Below are 17,786 nucleotides of genomic sequence, written 5' to 3'. Positions count from 1 at the left end.
CGCACGGAAAGGACCCCGGCACCGGGGGGGAGGGTGCCGGGGTCCGCTCATGGGCTGCGCGCCGCCTCCTCGCGTCGCGCCACCGCGCTGTCACGGTGCCGGGCTGTCACGCCGCCGCGTCGAACCCGGTGTCCCGAGCCATCCGCTTCAGCTCCAGCAGCGCGTGCTTCTCGATCTGGCGTATGCGCTCGCGCGTCAGACCGTGCTCCTTGCCGACCTCGGTCAGCGTGCGCTCGCGACCGTCCTCGATGCCGTAGCGCATCCTGATGATCGAGGCCGTGCGGTGGTCGAGCCGGTCGATCAGGTCGTCGAGCTCCTCACTGCGCAGCAGCGTCAGCACGGACTGCTCCGGTGAGACCGCCGACGTGTCCTCGAGCAGGTCCCCGAACTGGGTCTCGCCCTCGTCGTCGACCGACATGTTCAGCGAGACCGGATCACGTGCCCAGTCGAGCACGTCCGTGACCCGCTCCGGTGTCGAGCCGAGCTCCCGCGCCACCTCCGCCGGCTCCGGTTCCCTCCCGTGCTCGCGGTTGAACTCGCGCTGCACACGGCGTATCCGGCCCAGTTCCTCCACCAGGTGGACGGGCAGCCGGATGGTGCGGGACTGGTCGGCGATGGAGCGGGTGATGGCCTGGCGGATCCACCATGTGGCATACGTCGAGAACTTGAAGCCCTTGGTGTAGTCGAACTTCTCGACCGCGCGCACCAGACCTGCGTTGCCCTCCTGGATCAGGTCCAGCAGCGGCAGCCCACTGCGCGGGTACCGCCGCGCCACGGCCACGACCAGGCGCAGATTCGACTTGATGAAGACATCCTTGGCGCGCTCTCCCTCGGCGACGAGCACCTCGAGCTCCTCGCGCGTGGCACCGCCCGCCTTGCTTTCGGCCTCACCATCGAGGATCTGCCTGGCGTAGACGCCCGCCTCGATGGTCTGGGAAAGCTCGACCTCCCTGGCGGCGTCGAGCAGGGGCGTGCGCGCGATCTCGTCGAGATACATGCCGACCAGGTCGCGGTCGGCGATCTCCCCGCCCACGGCGCGAACGCTGTTTGCCCCATCAGACCCAGCCCCGCTGGTGGCGGACTGACGACGGGCGACGGCACGGGTTGCCATGCGTGCTCCCTTACTGAGTAGGTACTGAGTAGGTCGCGGCACCCTTCAGAGCCTTCCGGGTGCCCTGCATCCGAGGGAGACAACGACTGGAAACCGGACAGAATTCCCATGCGCCTCAGGGATTTTTGTGATCTTGCAGTATCCTGCACCGCCGGAGGAGCGGGCCGATACTGCAACAGCACACGGATGCGCAGGTCAGAACAGGTTCGGAGGGCCGACCTCCCAGCCTTCGCCGAGCTTTGCGGCCGCCACGTGCACGAGGCGGGTCACCGCCTTCGACACCACCGCCCTCACACCCGAGCAGCGCCACCCCGGCCGCACTCCCACCCCTGAAGACGCCCCCCGTCACCCTCTGGTTGCCTGTGACACCCACCCCGTCCATTTAGTCAAACTTTCAATAAAAGTCTCGTAGACTGGATGCATGACCACGGCGTCCATCCCGGGTGAACCCCACTGACTCGACCCCGACGAGCAGCGTGTGTGGCGTTTCTACCTGCACGCCACCCGGCTCCTAGGGCGTGTTGCGAAAGTCCCTCCTGACCCGCGACGCCTGGCACGCACGCTCGCTGCGTTGTCGGAGTCATCCAAGTACGTCCACTTTCGCAACACGCCCTAGAGGACAGTCTCGATCGCCAGCTGCAGCGGGACGCGGGCATGCCGCACCTCTACTACGGCCTGCTCGTCCGGCTCTCCGAAGCGCCACGTCGGCGGATGCGGATGACGGAGCTCGCCAAGGACGCCAAGATCACCAGGTCGCGGCTCTCCCACGCGATCGCGCGCATGGAGAAGAACGGCCGGGTGCGCCGGGAGGACTGCGCCTCCGACCGCCGGGGCCAGCACGCCTGCCTCACGGACGAGGGATACGAGGTGCTGGGGAAAGCCGCACCCGGCCATGTGGCCGCCGTACGGCAGGCGATCTTCGACCGGCTCACACCGGACCAGGTGCGGCAGCTCGGCGAGATCACGCACATCATGTGCGACGGCCTTCAGCCCGACGGCAGCGGAGCCGACCTCCCCTGGCTGCGCTGACCCGCACCCGGCGCCAAAGCACCCCACACCGCCTCCGGCGGCAGCCCCTTCGACCCAGCACGCAGTCCCGGGCACGCCGAGCCGACACGCACAGCCTCCGCGGCACGCGGGACATGCCGGAACGGCACTGACCCGGCGGGCTCAGCCCCACCGGGTCAGTGCGCGTTCGGCTCACCACTCGCCCACGGCGGGGCGGCGGCTCAGTGCGCGACGACCGGGATCCTCACCTCGCCCTCGACACCGTCCACGCCGTCACCGGACGCGGCCCCCATCGGCGCCCCGCCGTCCGGCCGCCCGGCGTTGATCAGCACAAGGGCGATGACCGCCGCTCCCGTCAGGATGCCGACGGCCCACCAGATGGCGCTCGAGTAACCGTGCACCATGCCCTGGAGCTGGAGCAGCTTCTGCGCCCCTGGAGTCGTCGCGGCCGCCGTATGCGAGGTGATGTACGAGGTGGTCGCGGACGCGGCGATGGTGTTCAGCAGAGCCGTACCGATCGCGCCACCCACCTGCTGCGAGGTGTTCACCATCGCGGAGGCGACACCCGAGTCACGCGCCTCGACCCCGATCGTCGACAGCGACATCGCGGGCATGAACGCCGTACCCATACCGAGCCCGAGCAACAGCTGCGCGGGCAGGATCAGCGTGCTGTACGAGGAGTCGATCTCCAACTGCGTCAGCAGCAGCATGCCCGTCGCCGCGAGAAGGAAGCCCGGCCCCATGAGGAGCCGTGCCGGCACCCGGGTCATCAGCCGGGCACCGATCTGCGTGGAGCCCGTGATCATGCCCGCGATCATCGGCAGGAAGGCGAAGCCCGTCTTGACCGGGGAGTACCCCTTCACGACCTGGAGGTAGTACGTGAGGAACAGGAACAGGCCGAACATCGCGATGACCGCGAGCCCGAGCGACAGGTAGACGCCACCGCGGTTGCGGTCGGTCAGCACGCGCAGCGGAAGCAGCGGCGAGCGGACCATGTACTCGGTGACCACGAACGCCGCGAGCAGCACGACCGAGGCGACGAAGAGCCAGATCGTCGTCGAGTGCGTCCAACCGTCCGACTCGGCGCGGGTGAAGGCGTAGACGAGCGTCACCAGGCCGAGGGTCGACAGCACCACGCCGGGGATGTCCAGTGACGAGCGGTTGCGGCCACCGGCCGGTTCGCGGATCACGAAGTACGCGCCCGCGGCGGCGACGATGGCGAAGGGGATGTTGACGTAGAACGTCCAGCGCCAGTCGAGGTACTCCGTGAGGAAGCCGCCGAGGATCAGACCAACCGCGCCACCGCCGCCGGCGATCGCACCGTAGATACCGAAGGCTTTGGCGCGCTCCTTGGCGTCGGTGAACATCACCGCGAGCAGCGAGAGCGCCGCGGGCGCCAGCAACGCGCCGAACACACCCTGGAGGGCACGCGAACCGAGCAGCATCGCCTGGCCGGTGGCGGCTCCACCGAGGGCGGACGCGGCGGCGAAGCCGAGCAGGCCGACGACGAAGGTGCGCTTACGGCCCCAGAGGTCGGCTATGCGCCCACCGAACAGCAGGAGACCGCCGAAGGCGAGGGCATAGGCGGTGATGACCCACTGCCGGTTGCCGTCCGAGATCCCGAGGGCGTGCTGGGCTGAGGGCAGGGCGATGTTCACGATGGTCGCGTCGAGCACGACCATCAGCTGGGCGAGGGCTATGAAGACCAGCGCTTTCCAGCGACTGGGATCGGGAAGGGTGTCGTGCGTTTTTGACATGCGTGAAGCCACCTGTGGGTGCGTGAGCGTATGGAAGCCGGAAGTCGGATGGAGTGGGGGCCGGGAGGGAACTCGGGAAAACCAGGAGAAGAGAGTCGGGGCGAAGGCAGGCACCGGGGAGGGCTGGCCGATGCGGGAGAGAAGAGGAAGAGAAGGACCGGAAAGGGAGGGAGCCGGCAGGCCGCCGCCCGGTCAGACGGAGGACAGATCAGCTCCCGCGCCTCACGACACCGTCCGCAGATCCTCCAATGTCGCCGGTGAGCCCGGCAGTTCGGAGCGGGAGGGTGCCGCGAACCCATCCATCAGCAGCTGGACATGCCGGTGCACGAACCGGTCGAAGTCCGGGCACCCCGATCCGGGCAACGGACGGGTGAGCTGCGAGAGCGCCACCAGCAGGTCCCCGACCCCGACATCCGGCCGCAGCCTTCCCGCCGTCCGGGCCCGCTCGAAGAGCTCCTGCACGGACGTTTCGAGCCGGTGGCCTTCGGCGAGCAGGTCGGGGTGGTCCTTCTCGACCGCGCCGGAGAGGATCGGGCACAGTGCGCCGATCCGCTCGTCGGCCGCCGCGTGCACGAAGCGCACCAGCGCGGCGAAGGGATCCGCTTCGGCGGCGGTCGCCTCCTCCACCCGCGCGGTGGTACGCCGCATGACGCTGAGCACGACCTCGTGGACGAGGGCGGGCCGGTCGGGAAAGTTCCGGTAGAGGGTGGCGTTGCCGACGCCGGCGCGCCGGGCGACCTCGTCGAGCGGCACCTCCGGCCCGAACTCGACGAACATCTCACGCGCCGCCGCCACGATCCGCTCCCTGTTGCGCAGGGCATCGGCCCTGGGCCGGGTGGTGCGGCGTTCCGCCGTGACGGCAGTCGCAGCCGGGGTCGTGGCAGTAGCCGTGGCGCTGGCGCTGCTCATCGCCCGCCCCCTCCCTCTCGCTCTCCGAACATCACCGAAAGTCCCCTCGCCACCGCAACCGGGGACTGGCTCCCCGTTTCGCGGTGACACCGATGCAAACGGGGAGCCAGTCCCCGGTTATTTCGGATCGGCGGGGAATTCCCCTGTGATTCAGGTCACGTGTTCGAGTTCGCCCGCGCCCTCCCCCGCATCGGGCGTGTCCCACGATCGGCTCACCCGGCGCGCGCCCGACCCGCCCCCGACCCACGCTGATCGCACGGAGCGCAGCCGAGGACCGGCCGGCTGCCGCGTACCCGGAAGGCGATCGCATGCATCAGCCCCGCCGCCGGATACGCAGGCCAAGCACCCTCGGCGCCCTCGCGGCACTGACGCTCGGCGCCCTGGCCACGGCGAGCTCGCACCTTCCCGGCTCCCACCGCACATCGGCCGGCAGCCCGGTGACGACGGCCGAGGAAGCGGCGCTGGGTCCCTGCCGCATCACCGCCACCATGGGCGTGCAGATGTCGGAGGGGATGCCGACGCCCACGGGGTACGTCCGCTCGACGGGCGAGGTCCGAGCCCTCAACCTCATGATCGACTTCCCCGACGCGGAGGGCCAGGGCACGGCGCTGCAGCGCTTCGCCGAGTTCTTCCCCGCCACCCAGAAGTGGTTCGCGACCAGCTCGTACGGACGGCTCAGCTACCGCGCAGAGACCCCGCTGGCGACCTGGCTGCGATTGCCCATGCCATTCGCCGCTTACGGGATCGACCGCGGTTCGCCGTACGAGCCGGGCTATCGGCAGCTGGTGGAGGACATCATCACCACGGCCGATCCACACGTGGACTTCAGCGCGTACGACCTGGTCAACGTGCTGGTCACACCGAACGCCGGGCCGTCGGCGCTGGACACCGTGCTGTCCGTGACCTTCTCCGGGAACCACGACGCGCCCTACGCGGACGGGGTGCCGCTGGCGAACACCTCTTTCGTCTACAGCCGCCAGGACGACGGCTCCGGGTCGTTCGACAAGAACGGCTTCCGGGTGCTCCCCCACGAGAACGGCCATGTCTTCGGCCTGCCCGACCTCTACACCGCGGAGGGCGGCGGCGCGGTCGGCCACTGGGACATCATGTCCGAGGACTGGGGCGCCAACAACGATCTGCTCGGCTGGCACAAGTGGAAACTGGGCTGGCTGGACAACAAGCAGGTCAGCTGCGCCGCCGCCAGTGGGACCAAGGACTACGCGCTCACCCCGCTCGCCACCACCGGCGGCCGCAAACTGGTCTTCGTACCACTCGGCACCGAAGCCGGGTACGCCGTCGAGGTCCGCACCAGGGAGGGCAACGACGAGGCGGTCTGCGAGCCGGGCGTCCTGATCTACCGCGTCGAGTCGGACGTGGACACCGGACAGGGGCCGGTGCAGGTCGCCGACAGCGACCAGGACAGCGGGGGCTGCACCAGGCGCCCCAATGTGCACGCGGAGCTGTCGGACGCGCCGTACCGTCCGGGCGAGTCGTTCGAGGACGACCACAACGGCATCCGCATCACCGTCCTGTCGGAGGACAGCGGTAAGGGCACCTACCGGGTGCGGGTCTCACGCGCCTGAGCCGGGCGGCATTCCGGCCCGCAGTTCCCGCTTGAGGATCTTGCCGGTGGCATTGCGGGGAAGCGGATCGTCCCGGAGCACCACATGCACCGGCACCTTGAACGCGGCCAGGGACCGGCCGACGTGCGCGCGCAGTTCGTCAGGTGTCGGGGCCGCCCCGTCCCGTGGCACCACCACCGCCGCGACCTCCTCGCCGAGTACGGCGTGCGGCACCCCGAACACGGCCGCGTCGGCGACGTCCGGGTGATCGTGCAGTACGGCCTCGACCTCGACGCAGTACACGTTCTCACCGCCACGGATGATCATGTCCTTGATACGGTCCACGATCGTGATCAGACCGCCGTCCCGTACGGTCGCGAGATCACCCGTACGGAACCAGCCGTCCTCGGTGAACGCGGCGGCCGTGGCCTCCGGATCCCGCCAGTACCCGCGCACCAGTGACTGCCCACGCAGCCACAGCTCGCCGACCTCGCCCTCCGGCAGCGCCCGACCGTCCGGCCCTGCGATCCGCGCCTCCGTGGCAGGCGTGGCCCGCCCGACGCTTCCGGGGTGCCGGCGGTACTGGGCACCGAAGTTCGCCGTCACTCCGCCGCAGGTCTCCGTGAGCCCGTAGCCGTTGCGCGGCTCGACGCCGGGCCCGTAGCGAGCCATGAGCCGGGCGACGATACCGGGCGGAGCAGCGGCGCCGCCGGTGTTGAGGTGCGTGAGGCTCTCCAGCGCCACCCCGTGCCGCTCGGCGGCGTCGAGCAGTTGAAGCGCGGTGGTGGGCACGCCGGAGTAGTGGGTGACTCGGTGCCGCTCGATCAGTGACAGTGCCTGCTCCGCGTCCCACTTCCGCATGAGCACGGCCGTTCCGCCGACGGACATCAGCGCGTACACGGTGGTGAAGGCCGCCGCATGGAAGAACGGAAAGGTCATCAGGTTCACCGGCGCGGGCCCCTGCCCCGGAATCATGCCCTTGGCCAGCGCGGACACGGCGGCGGTGTACCGGGGGTTCATCACCGCACCGGCCTGCGCGAGCTGGGTGGCGACGGCACCCTTGGGCCGGCCCGTGGTACCGGACGTATAACTGATCGTCGCGTCGTCCTCGGGCCGTATGCCGACCGTCGGGGGCGCAGGAGTTCCGGCGGGATCGGGCACGGGCAGGTCCTCGTACCGCTCACAGCCCTCCCCGAGGTCCCCTACGGGTCCCTCGTGGTGGAACACCACGACCCGGGCCCTGCCCCGTGCCCACTTCTCGACGCGCGGCAGCCGCTCCCCGTCGACAAGCAGCACGGCGGGGGCGCAGTCGCCGAGGGCGTACGCGAACTCGTCCTCGGTCCACCAGGCGTTGAGCGGCACCGTCACCAGCCCTGCGAGCTGCGTCGCCCAGAAGGCGATCTGCCACTCGGGGTGATTGCGCATCGCGACCACGGCCCGGTCGCCCTGCCGTAGTCCGTACACGTCGATGAGGCGGTTGGCCAGTGCGGAGGCGGCGGCGAAGAACTCCCCGTACGTGTAAGTCCCGGTCTCGGCGACCAGGAACGGGCGCTCGCCGAACGCCCAGGTCGTCTCAACGAATTCGCGCAGCGTGCGAGGCCCCGACACATAGACGCCGTCCTCGACGGCGAAGGGCGCCCCGGGCGCGGTGAGGAAGCCGAAGTCGGCATCGGAATCGGAGTCCGCCACGCCAGCCCCCTCCATAGCGCCGACCAAGCGCTCGCTCGGCCCGGCGCTCGACCCTAGGCTCCGCTCAGCCACCCGGTCAAGAACCATGCACTGCCCACCTATCCGGCGATCCCGCTGTTCGGCCGGCCTTCCGCGAGCTCAAGCAGCCGCTCCAGCACGAGCGCAGCATGCCGCTCGGGTTCGGGTACCGGATGCACCAGTGACCGCACCCGCCCCGCACGGTCCAGCACGACGCCGGCCCGGGTGAACAGCCGCCGCTCCCCGACCCGCACCTCGGGCACACCCAGCGCCCGCCCGAGCTCCAGGCCCTCGTCACCCACCAGCGGGTAACCGAGCTCTCTGGCCGCAGCGAACTCCGCCAGACAGCCGGGAGCGTGCGCACTGACACCGAGCACCCTGGCCCCCGCCCGGGCGAAGGAGGCGGCCTCGTCCCGTACGGAACACAGACCCGTGGTACAGCCTGCGAGCTCCGGCAGCACCTCCCCGATGCCCGGTTCGGTGATGAAGAACAGCACCGTCCACGAGTGCTCGGCCGAGGGCACGGACACGGACCCCTCCGTGGTCTCGACAACCTTCCGCAGCACAGCGGCCCCCTCAGCCCATGATCGAAATCTCGCCGGACACCAGCATCGGCCGGATGCATCCCTCCGTCCAAGATCTCGTACGGGACTTCCACCGAGCCTTCGCCCTCTGCATCGCGCCCACACCTGCCGCTCCCAAGCGCCAACTGTCTCTGCACCGTCAGGACCTGATGTCGGAGGAGGTAGCCGAACTCGCCGAGGCATCCACGACCGGCGACCTGGCACACATCGCCCAGGAACTCGCCGACGTCGTCTACATCGGGTACGGCACCGCCCTGGTCCACGGCATCGACCTCGACGCCGTCATCGCGGAGGTACACCGCGCGAACATGTCCAAACTCGGCCCGGACGGCCACCCGGAACGCCGCGCCGACGGCAAGATCCTCAAGGGCCCTTCATACCAGGCCCCCCGACATCGCCGCCGTGCTCCACCGCCAGGGCTGGTCCCCCGAGGCCGGTACGGCAGCGGAATGACCGCAGCGCCCGCGTCCCCGTTTCCGTCCGCCCCTCAACCGCTCACACACAGCCAGGCGCGGCACGCCCGCCACCCGTCCACTCCTCGCAGCCTTCGCCCACTGAAGCTCTTGCCACCGAGGCTCGACGCGTCTGGAACCGGCCACCGCAACACCACACCTACAGGCCGGTTACCGAAGCCCGAGCCGGCCGAGGTCCACTCGCCGCCCTTACTCAGACCCCGACCAATCACCACCCGCTACACTGATTCGGCGGTGACCGACCTCCACGGCTCGGGCGCCGCGCTGTCGGCCAACGTTTCCGACAGATCCCCGCCTCCGTAGCTCAGGGGATAGAGCACCGCTCTCCTAAAGCGGGTGTCGCAGGTTCGAATCCTGCCGGGGGCACAACGCGTTACCGCTCTGACCTGGGGTTTATCCCCCAGGGAGGCACTCTATTCGGCCTCGGACTCCTCGTCCGGGGCCGTTTGCGTGAGCGGTGCGTGAGCGGACGGAGAGTTGATCTCCGGAATTCCTCCCAACGGATCAGCATCATCCGGCACGGACTCCGGGCCGGGATGCTCCGCGTCGTCGGGCTCGGCCTCCGCTTCGGAGGCGGTGTTTTCGGAAGTCGTGCGGGCGCGTGGGACGAGCCGGGCTGCGGCCTCGGCGATCGCCAGGTCGGCTTCGGGGAGCAGGCTCGTGTACGTGTCGGCCGTGATGGTGATCGAGGAGTGGCCGAGCATCTCCTGGATGTCCTTCAGGTCGGCCCCCGCCGCGTGGGCGAGGGTCGCGGCACCGTGGCGGAGGTCGTGGAGCCGGACCGGCGGGAGGTCGATCTCCTCGTACAGCTCGATGAACCGACGCGTGACGTTGGCGGGGTGAAGCATCTCACCGTTCTCCTTGGTGAAGACGCGTCCGGTCTCCACCCAGGCGTTCTCCCACTCCTTACGGTCCTTGTCCTGCTGGGCGCGGTGCCGCGTGAGGGCCTGGACCGTGTCGGAGTCGAGCGCGATGGTGCGCGCGCCGGCATCGGTCTTGGGGTCGTCCTCGTACACCTCCCAGCCGTCCACGACGAGCTGCTTGGCGACGGTGATGAGACCGGCGTCCAGGTTGGTGTCGGTCCACTTCTGCCCGCACGCCTCGCCCCGCCGCAGCCCGCGGAACGCGATCAGGTGGAACAGCGCGTACAGGCGGTCCTCCGCGACATGGTCGAGGAAGAGGCCGGTGTGCTCCGGCGTCCAGACCATCACCGACGACGGCTTCTCGCCGGTGCGCTTCCAGTGGAGGATGCGCTCCTCGGTCCATACGAGGGCCTTGGGTCGCTTGCCCGCCTCCAACTCAACGTGGGCGGCCGGGTTGAAGGTGATGAGCTGCTGGGCGATCGCGGCGTTCAGTGCGGCCCGCAGAGTGGAGCGGACGCGCTGGCGCGTGGCCGGACCGACGATGCGGCGGTAGGGCTCCATCTCGGCGATGGCCGCCTTCATCGCCTTGCGGCGGGCGCGGGGCTCGCGGCCCTTCCAGGGGATCTGAGCGAGGTCCTCGAACGCCTTACGGCGGGCCGCGTTGCCTTCGGCGATCTCGACGTTGGCCTCGGCAATGGCCTCGAACATCTCCGACAGGTGGGCGACCCGGAGGCGGTCGAGCCGGTAATGCCCGATCCGTGGTTTGAGGTGCACCCGGATGTTGCTCTCATCGCGGCTGATGGCGCTCTGCCGCCCCTTCTTGCCCGCCAGCCACATGTCCAGCCACTCCCCGACCGTGAGCCTGCTCGTCAGGTCCAGGCCGTGGCTGAGGCGCCTGCGGGTCGCCTCGATGTTCGGCAACGGAGCCTTCTCGTCGGCCACCTTCTCCAGCAAATCGGCTATCTGGGCAAGGCCCTCGGCATCGTCTGTGTCGGCGAGGCCGACAAGCGCGCGCACGTGGTCAAGGTCCGTCTGAGCGGCCTTGAGGGAGTCGTAGCCGGCGCGGCTGAAGGAGCGGCGGGTGCCGTCTTCGCGAGGCGGGAGCTCCTGGCGTATGGAGTACGAGCCGTGCTTGCGGCTGGAGAGCTTGGGGCACTTCTTGCCGAGCGGCTTGCCGGTCTTGGGGTCACGGCAGTAGCAGCGGCGGTGGGTGGAACCCTTCAAAGATCGTTCTCCTCGGTGGTGTTGGGGGCGATTTCGGGTGGGTCGACATCGGCGAGTTCCGGCGGCAGGTGCGGTGGTGTGCCGCCGTCTTCGCGGATGAAGGCGCGGGCGCTGCGAAGCCGGTACTTGGCTTCCAACGCCCTTTCCGCGTAGTCGGCTTGGGCGAGGAGAGCTTCCTCGCGTTCGGCTTTGTTGGGTGCTGTCTCCGCTTTCCAGCGCTCGTGCTTCTCGCCTTTCAGGGCGGCCAAGGCGGCGCGCTGGTGGCGGATGTGGGCCCGGAAGGACTGGAGCATGGCGTCTTCCCTGCCGAGCTCCTCCCTGTCGCCGATGAACCAGCGCATGGCATCCCAGGTCCGTTCGGAGTGCTGCAGGGGGAGGCGCTGGACTCGGTCGACGTAGCCGGCCGGGTAGAGCAGGCAGATCGGGTAGGTGTCCAGGGCTTCGGCGAGGACGATGACGTCGACCAGGGGCAGGTTGGCGCGGCGGCCGGACTCCATGTTGGCGATCACGTTGCGCGGGATCGGGTGGCCGATCTCCTCGCAGCGGTCGGCCAGGTCCTGGGCGCTCATGTGCAACTCCTTCCTTCGTCTGCGGACCTCGGCGGCCACGGTGGCCATCACCTGGTCCACCCACTCCGGGACGTCGTCCTCGTCCCTTCCAGCATCGAAACCGTGTTGTGTCATGAAGACACATTAACTTCCCTACCGTTGATTCCACGGCCTGGAGACGAGCGTGATCGTCGTGTTCGCCGAGGGCTCAGCCATGGATGGAGCGCGTATGCGCGAGAACGGACCGGCCAGCCGGGTGAAGGGCATGAGCCGCGAGGAGCTGCTGGAGCTTCCCGCCACCGTTGACCTGGAGACAGGCAACCGGGCGCTGGGGCTCGGGCGAAGCAAGGGGTACGAGCTGGCCAAGCGCGGCCAGTACCCGTGCAAGGTGCTGCGGTTGGGCAACGCCTACCGGGTGGTGACCGCAGACCTGTTGGCCCTGCTGGGCCTGGCCGCATGAGAGCGGGGAACCGTAGCAGACCGTTCTGCGCTGAGCTGACACAGAAACGCTGGACTGTTGCCGGGCGTAGACGTACGGTCCGTGTTCCCTCGCGATCACCGAACGCTCGCGAGAAGAGGGTGGGCCCCCGGCGGTGCAACGCCGGAGGCCCGAGCAACCCCGAACGGCCCTGGAAGAACCAACCCGGCGGCAAGGGCGTGCGAGCCCGCCACCGCCAGACGAGGAGCTGCCGAGTGCAACCCGAGAACCCCGAACCCTATTCCGCCCCCGCGCAGGCCATCTGGCCCGCAGCGGCCATCCCCGGCCGACCCGGCGCCCACCTTCACGCCACGCAGGCCGACGACGCCGATCCGAGCCCCAGCAGTGATGCCGACGCCCGCAGCACCGACGAGGCGAAGACCCCGAGCGGGCCGGAGGAAATATCCGATGCGGAGCCGACGTACGGCTCCGCACTGCTGGACGAACTGCGCGGGCAGATCGCTCAGTTCGTGATCCCGCCCTCCCAGGAGGCCCTCGACGCGATCACCTTGTGGGTGGCAGCGACGCACCTACAGCCTGCGTGGCAGCACGCCCCGCGCCTGGCGGTGGTGGGCCCGGCGAAGCGATGCGGCAAGTCGCGGCTGCTGGACGTGCTGACCGAGACGGTCCACGAACCGATGCTCACCATCAACACCACCCCGGCGGCCATCTTCCGGTCGATCACCGAGGACAACCCGCCCACCCTCTTGGTGGACGAGGCAGACACCATCTTCGGTACCCCGAAGATGGCCGAGAAGAACGAGGAGATGCGCGGCCTGCTCAACGCCGGCCACCAGCGCAACCGCTACGTCACCCGCGTCGTCGGCAACGACCACACCCCGCACCGCTTCGCGACCTTCGCCATGGCGGCCATCGCGGGAATCGGTGACCTGCCCGACACGGTCATGGACCGGGCGGTCGTGATCCGCATGCGGCGCCGGGCCGAGGGCGAGAAGGTCAAGCCCTTCCGCTCCCGCCGCGACATCCCGGCCCTGCACGATCTGCGCGACCGCATCGCCGCCTGGGCCAGGCCGCTACTGGACGAGGCCGCGAACCTGGAGCCGGACATGCCGGTCGAGGACCGTGCCGCGGACACCTGGGAGCCCCTGGTCATCGTCGCCGACCTGGCAGGCGGGCACTGGCCCCGGCTGGCGCGCCTCGCGTGCGCGCGGATGGTCGCCGCCGAAACGGCGGCCGAGGAGGACCACCCCAGCGGAGCGCGGATCCTCGCCGACATCCGCCGGGTCTTCCACGCCCAGCGCGAGGTGGACAGCCTCTCCACCGAGGAACTCCTCCACCACCTGCGCCAGGACGCGGAGGCGCCGTGGGCGGAGTGGGGGCGGAGCGGGCTGACCGCCCGTGAACTGGGCAGGATGCTGCGCGAGTTCGAGATCAGGCCCGGCAACGTGCGCATGGCCGACCGGACCCAGCGCAAGGGCTACATGCGCAACAAGTTCCTGGATGCCTGGAGCCGGTACTGCCCCACCGTCCACTCAGTGGACCCCCCAGGCGGCCCGCCCGGTGAACCACCCGCCGTTCACTGAGTGAACGCCCTGCCCGGCGAACTCGACGCGGGCTGAACCCCGCCCCCTTGTTGCCGTCCCTGCCGTCCCTGCCGTGATCTCGCAGGTCAAACGGCATACCGGCAAGACGGCAACCGGGGCCAAGACGGCAACGCGATCCACCATCGCAGCCCTACCGCCAAGACGCCGCCCGCATCCGTCTTGCGCCGTCCCCCACCGTCCTGCCGTATCAGCGCAGGTCACAGCACCGCCCACCGGGACGGAAGACGCAACGCCACCGTCCCGCCTTGGGGCACGGCCACACCGGCACCAGGCCCGCCAGGATGCGCCGACGTCGTGTTCCGACTCGGAACACGACGTCGGCGGCACACGCCAGGACGGAAGGCCGAGGCGGTTGCCGTACCCGCTGTGACCTGCGCTTGCAACGGCCAAGACGGCAAATACGCACCACACAACTACGCCAGGAGTACCCCGCTTGAAGGCCCCTCTCATGTCCCGTCGCCGAGACCGCCCGCCGCGCGGCGACCAGCCCGGTCAGAAGCAACCAGCGAAGGCGAAGCTCCCCGCGGAGCAGTACGTGCTCCGCGCGGCCGGCATCGTCATCGTGGCCCTTACCGCCGGTGCGTTCTGGCTCTCCTACGCCCACCTGGCCGAGGTCGCCGCCCAGCACGGACTCCGCGACTCTCCGATCCGCCGATGGGCGTGGCCCGCGACGCTGGACGCGTTCATCGTCGCGGGCGAACTCCTCATGCTCCGTGCGGGCCTGCGCCGCGTCACCGACAACTGGGCCATTGGCGTCACCGCCATCGGGTCGGTCGGCTCCATCGGGCTCAACGTGGCCGGGGTGACCGGCACACGCGACGTCGGCAGCGTGCCGTTGCTCGACTACGTGGTCGCCGCGGTTCCCCCGGCCGCCGCGATGGTGGCCTTCGGCGTGCTGATGCGGCAGATCCACGAGCTCGTCGCGCAGCCTGTAGTCGACCATTCGGTTCCTGATTCAGCGCAGGTGCCGGAACCACCGGCTGCCACATCCGTCCGGCTCGCCGAGCATTCGGTCACTGCTGTCGGCCAGTCCGCCGGGACTCCGGCTGAGGGCGTCCGGCCTGCCGACCTACCGCTTCAGCCCGGCCCGGCCGCTGAGCCGTCGGCCGCCGTTTCCGTCCAGCCGCCGGAATCACCCGCCGACGCTGCAGCAGGCAGGTTGCGCGGTGGCCGTCCGCCCGGCGCCCCACTCCAGGTGCTCGTGGAGATCGGCCGGGCCGCTGCCGCTGAACAGGGCAAGCTCACCCGGGCCGTCGTCCGGACGGCGGTTGAGGACAAAGGGCTGACGGTCGGCAGTAAGCGGCTGACCGAGGTGATGGACATTCTCCGGCCCGAACTCGAACCCTCGGCCGAGACCGATCGGCCCGGCGACTGACCGTAACCGCCACCGGGTGACCGGAACCCTTCCGGTCACCCGGCCCGCCGGTCACCACCCCGGGCACCACGCAATCGTCCACACCCGTGGATGAGACGGCAGCCGCCCGAACTCCGCCGTGACCCGCACGCCCTCCCCACCCCTCTCCGGAGAACCGTTTATGACGCACGACCCACTCAACCCCGAGAACGCCCCCGACGAGCTGCCGCAGCTGAGGAAGTCCCCTACGCTGATGAACCGTCTGCGGCGGGCGTTCGGACAGGGTGCCCCTGGCGGAGCCAGTAGTACCCCGAGTCCGACTCACGGCCGGTCTTCGGGGGTCTCCACCCCGGGGGTGGCGGAGACGGCCCAGCGCCAGGGGGCGCCAGGCCAGGACGTCGGGGCCGAGGGCGGCCCCGACGAGGACATGCTCCACGCCGTCCAGCGCGAGACGCTGCGCCCCGTACGCACCACCGACACCGCTGAGAGCGTCGGCGGTGAGCCTGTCGTGAAGAGCGTCCAGCCCACCATCCGCCGCTTCACCGGCACCAAACGCGTCGTCCGCGTCGGCCCATTGCGCTTCACCGCCGATCAGCTCTCGCTGCTTCAGGACTCCGCTGCCGAGCACGGCTACAAGGGCGACTCCGGGTTCGCCGCCGACATCGTGCTCGCCTTCGTCACCGGCCGGTTCACCGCCAACCTGCCCCTGTCCGAGGACCGCCGCCGTACACACATCTTCCGCGCCCAGGTCCTGCGCCAGCTCAACCGGATCGGCGTCAACGTCAACCAGATCGCCCGCACCCTCAACAGCGACCGCACCCCACCCGACATCCGCCAACGCCTGACCGAACTCCACGACCTGCTGGAGCTGATCGCCGAAGCCCTGCGTCAGCCCGCCGACCCGGAGACGGAGGCAGCCGCGTGATCGCCGCCATCAAACCGGCCGGGTCCAACACCCGAGGGCTGCTCGCCTACCTCTACGGCCCCGGCGACCACGACGAACACCTCGACCCGCGCATCGTGGCCGGCTTCGCCATGCTCGGCATGCCCGACCCCGGCCGCGACGAGAACGCCACCCTCACCGAACTCGCCCGCTACCTCGACGAGCCCGTACGGCTGCGCAACGGCGAGTTCGGCAAGCAGGTCACCGACCATGTCTGGCACTGCCCTGTCCGCGCCGCCCCCGAGGACCGCTACCTCTCAGACGCCGAGTGGGGCGAGATCGCCCAGCGCATCGTTGAAGCGGCCGGCATCGCGCCGACCGGTGACGACCTGGCCTGCCGCTGGATCGCCGTACGCCACGCCGACGACCACATCCACATCCTCGCCACCACCGTCCGCGAAGACGGCCGCCGTCCCAAACTCCACGGCAGCGGCATGCGCGTCGGTGACGAGTGCCGCGCGATCGAGAAGGACCACGGGCTGCGGCAGTTGAAGAAGGGGGACGGAACCGGAAGCCGTCGCCCGACTCAGGCCGAGATGCACAAGGCCGAACGTCTCGGCTGGGACCAGCCCAGCGCCGAGTGGCTCCAGGACCGCATCCGCGCCGCCATCCCCCATGTGACCAGCGCCGAGGAGTTCGTCGCCTACCTGCAAGCCAGCGGCGTCGAGGTCCAGGTCCGGCGCGGCCCGTCAGGCGACCTCCTCGGATATGCCGCCGGCCGACCCGGCGACGTCAACGAGGCCGGCGAGCAGATCTACCACCCCGGAAGCAAGATCTCCTCCGACCTCTCCCTGCCCAAAATCAAGGCCCGCCTCGAATCCAGCCGACCTGAAGAACACCCCACCGCCCGCCGCAACCACCCCAGCACCCCGTGGCACCAAGCCACCGACGCCCTCGACACCCTCCACACCGACTTCGCCGAAGACTCCCAAGCCCAAGCCCACATCACCGCCCTCGGCGAACTCCTCGAAGCCATCGCCCAGACGGCACCCGCCCATCTTCAGGCCGAACTCCAAGGCGCCTCAAAGGCGTTCGCCCGGGCCCAGCGCTCCCAGATCCGGGCCGAAGACCGCGCCGCCCACGTCCTGCGCAGCGCGGCACGCGACATCGTCCACACCGCCACCGGCCCCGACGGAAGCGCTTTGGCCGCCCTGGTCGCAGCCCTCGTCTGGGCCACCATCGTCGCCGCGCGCTGGCACGATGCGAAGAACCACGCCCACCAAGCAGAGGCCGCCCGCCAGGCCGTCCAGCACCTCCAGACAGCCGCCGACCTGGCCCTAGCCCCGACGCTCGCCGAACTCACCGCCCGACCGCCCAGGGAACAAGCGCGCCGCGTTCTGGTCGGCGACGTGCGAGCAGCCGTCCCCGATCACGCCGAGCGCATCCTCGCCGACCCGGCCTGGCCCGCCCTCGCCACCGTCCTCGCCGATGCGGAAGCCCGCGGCCACCAGCCCCACCAACTCCTTCGGGAAGCCGCTGCCCAGCGCGAGCTGACCACCGCCCACCAACCCGCCCGCGTCCTCATCACCCGCATCCAGCACACCGGCCGCAACCCGGCACCCAACCGCCGAGCCGAAGCCGCCCGTCGCCGCTCCACCCTCGCAGCCTCGGTTCGAGTCCGGCAGACCCACGACGGTCAGTTTCCGTCGGCTGCTACGACGCCTACCGAACAGCAGCGCCGACAGCGCCGATAGGCACCG

15 protein-coding genes and 1 tRNA gene are annotated in these 17,786 nt (G+C 69.9%); 9 read left to right on the top strand and 7 right to left on the bottom strand.

All coding sequences use genetic code 11. The annotated features are described in order from the left end of the window. Positions 1–106: 106 nt before the first annotated feature. Positions 107–1,111 carry a sigma-70 family RNA polymerase sigma factor gene (locus V1460_RS04310; RefSeq protein WP_338672225.1) on the bottom strand — a complete coding sequence of 335 codons (1,005 nt, stop codon included), beginning with the start codon at positions 1,109–1,111 and terminating at the stop codon, positions 107–109. Between the two features lie 582 nt (positions 1,112–1,693). On the opposite strand from V1460_RS04310, the gene V1460_RS04305 reads away from it, so the two are divergent. After that, positions 1,694–2,140: a MarR family transcriptional regulator gene (locus tag V1460_RS04305; protein WP_338677885.1), complete on the top strand. Its 447-nt coding sequence runs from the start codon at positions 1,694–1,696 to the stop codon at positions 2,138–2,140. Positions 2,141–2,340: 200 nt separating this feature from the next. Here the strand turns inward: V1460_RS04305 and V1460_RS04300 are convergent, their stop codons facing one another. After that, a complete protein-coding gene (locus V1460_RS04300; protein WP_338672224.1) occupies positions 2,341–3,876 on the bottom strand; it encodes an MFS transporter in 1,536 nt (511 codons plus the stop codon). A 222-nt stretch (positions 3,877–4,098) separates the two neighbouring features. Then, positions 4,099–4,785, bottom strand: a complete 687-nt coding sequence (locus V1460_RS04295; protein ID WP_338672223.1) for a TetR/AcrR family transcriptional regulator — start codon at positions 4,783–4,785, stop codon at positions 4,099–4,101. A gap of 308 nt (positions 4,786–5,093) precedes the next feature. Here V1460_RS04295 and V1460_RS04290 point away from each other — a divergent pair, with 308 nt between their 5' ends. Continuing rightward, the gene (locus V1460_RS04290; protein WP_338672222.1) at positions 5,094–6,368 is read left to right on the top strand and encodes a M6 family metalloprotease domain-containing protein; all 1,275 of its coding nucleotides are present in this window, start codon (positions 5,094–5,096) and stop codon (positions 6,366–6,368) included. On the opposite strand, the gene V1460_RS04285 is transcribed toward V1460_RS04290, so the two are convergent. Together V1460_RS04285 and V1460_RS04280 are read right to left on the bottom strand one after the other, a co-directional pair. Continuing rightward, positions 6,357–8,051: a class I adenylate-forming enzyme family protein gene (locus V1460_RS04285; RefSeq protein ID WP_407077397.1), complete on the bottom strand. Its 1,695-nt coding sequence runs from the start codon at positions 8,049–8,051 to the stop codon at positions 6,357–6,359. The two genes, V1460_RS04290 and V1460_RS04285, sit on opposite strands and share 12 nt — an antisense overlap. A gap of 83 nt (positions 8,052–8,134) precedes the next feature. After that, positions 8,135–8,584: a redoxin domain-containing protein gene (locus V1460_RS04280; RefSeq protein ID WP_338672220.1), complete on the bottom strand. Its 450-nt coding sequence runs from the start codon at positions 8,582–8,584 to the stop codon at positions 8,135–8,137. Between the two features lie 53 nt (positions 8,585–8,637). On the opposite strand from V1460_RS04280, the gene V1460_RS04275 reads away from it, so the two are divergent. Continuing rightward, positions 8,638–9,414, top strand: a complete 777-nt coding sequence (locus tag V1460_RS04275) for a MazG nucleotide pyrophosphohydrolase domain-containing protein (protein ID WP_338672218.1) — start codon at positions 8,638–8,640, stop codon at positions 9,412–9,414. Then, a tRNA-Arg gene (locus V1460_RS04270) sits at positions 9,405–9,477 on the top strand. The genes V1460_RS04275 and V1460_RS04270 overlap by 10 nt, the downstream gene beginning before the upstream one ends. Positions 9,478–9,524: 47 nt before the next feature. Here the strand turns inward: V1460_RS04270 and xerC are convergent. Further along, on the bottom strand, positions 9,525–11,198 hold the full coding sequence (xerC, locus tag V1460_RS04265) for a site-specific integrase (RefSeq protein ID WP_338672217.1): 1,674 nt from the start codon (positions 11,196–11,198) through the stop codon (positions 9,525–9,527). Beyond that, the gene (locus tag V1460_RS04260) at positions 11,195–11,881 is read right to left on the bottom strand and encodes a helix-turn-helix transcriptional regulator (protein ID WP_338672216.1); all 687 of its coding nucleotides are present in this window, start codon (positions 11,879–11,881) and stop codon (positions 11,195–11,197) included. Before V1460_RS04260 ends, xerC begins: the two co-directional genes overlap by 4 nt. A gap of 94 nt (positions 11,882–11,975) precedes the next feature. On the opposite strand from V1460_RS04260, the gene V1460_RS04255 reads away from it, so the two are divergent. The 5 genes from V1460_RS04255 (at position 11,976) to V1460_RS04235 (ending at position 17,780) form a co-directional block, all read left to right on the top strand. Then, the gene (locus V1460_RS04255) at positions 11,976–12,206 is read left to right on the top strand and encodes a hypothetical protein (protein ID WP_338677884.1); all 231 of its coding nucleotides are present in this window, start codon (positions 11,976–11,978) and stop codon (positions 12,204–12,206) included. Positions 12,207–12,439: 233 nt separating this feature from the next. Then, positions 12,440–13,768, top strand: a complete 1,329-nt coding sequence (locus V1460_RS04250) for a DUF3631 domain-containing protein (protein WP_338672215.1) — start codon at positions 12,440–12,442, stop codon at positions 13,766–13,768. A gap of 469 nt (positions 13,769–14,237) precedes the next feature. Continuing rightward, positions 14,238–15,164, top strand: coding sequence for a DUF2637 domain-containing protein (locus V1460_RS04245; RefSeq protein ID WP_407077592.1), 927 nt, complete (start codon positions 14,238–14,240; stop codon positions 15,162–15,164). A 334-nt stretch (positions 15,165–15,498) separates the two neighbouring features. Next, positions 15,499–16,068 (top strand): MobC family plasmid mobilization relaxosome protein, encoded by a 570-nt coding sequence (locus V1460_RS04240; protein ID WP_338677883.1) that lies wholly within the window; start codon positions 15,499–15,501, stop codon positions 16,066–16,068. Next, on the top strand, positions 16,065–17,780 hold the full coding sequence (locus tag V1460_RS04235) for a relaxase/mobilization nuclease domain-containing protein (protein WP_338672213.1): 1,716 nt from the start codon (positions 16,065–16,067) through the stop codon (positions 17,778–17,780). Before V1460_RS04240 ends, V1460_RS04235 begins: the two co-directional genes overlap by 4 nt. Positions 17,781–17,786: the final 6 nt, after the last annotated feature.

The sequence above is a fragment of the Streptomyces sp. SCSIO 30461 genome (assembly GCF_037023745.1).
Lineage (GTDB): Bacteria > Actinomycetota > Actinomycetes > Streptomycetales > Streptomycetaceae > Streptomyces.
Note: the sequence above shows the minus strand (reverse complement) of the source record. Positions and strands in the feature narration are given on the sequence as shown.

What these genes read in the sequence shown, in the direction of transcription:
- V1460_RS04245 (WP_407077592.1), top strand. Translation starts at nt 14,238, where the DNA reads ATGTCCCGTCGCCGAGACCGCCCGCCGCGCGGCGACCAGCCCGGTCAG.
- V1460_RS04260 (WP_338672216.1), bottom strand. Translation starts at nt 11,881, where the DNA reads ATGACACAACACGGTTTCGATGCTGGAAGGGACGAGGACGACGTCCCG.
- V1460_RS04295 (WP_338672223.1), bottom strand. Translation starts at nt 4,785, where the DNA reads ATGAGCAGCGCCAGCGCCACGGCTACTGCCACGACCCCGGCTGCGACT.
- V1460_RS04290 (WP_338672222.1), top strand. Translation starts at nt 5,094, where the DNA reads ATGCATCAGCCCCGCCGCCGGATACGCAGGCCAAGCACCCTCGGCGCC.
- V1460_RS04275 (WP_338672218.1), top strand. Translation starts at nt 8,638, where the DNA reads ATGATCGAAATCTCGCCGGACACCAGCATCGGCCGGATGCATCCCTCC.
- V1460_RS04300 (WP_338672224.1), bottom strand. Translation starts at nt 3,876, where the DNA reads ATGTCAAAAACGCACGACACCCTTCCCGATCCCAGTCGCTGGAAAGCG.
- V1460_RS04255 (WP_338677884.1), top strand. Translation starts at nt 11,976, where the DNA reads ATGCGCGAGAACGGACCGGCCAGCCGGGTGAAGGGCATGAGCCGCGAG.
- V1460_RS04310 (WP_338672225.1), bottom strand. Translation starts at nt 1,111, where the DNA reads ATGGCAACCCGTGCCGTCGCCCGTCGTCAGTCCGCCACCAGCGGGGCT.
- V1460_RS04285 (WP_407077397.1), bottom strand. Translation starts at nt 8,051, where the DNA reads ATGGAGGGGGCTGGCGTGGCGGACTCCGATTCCGATGCCGACTTCGGC.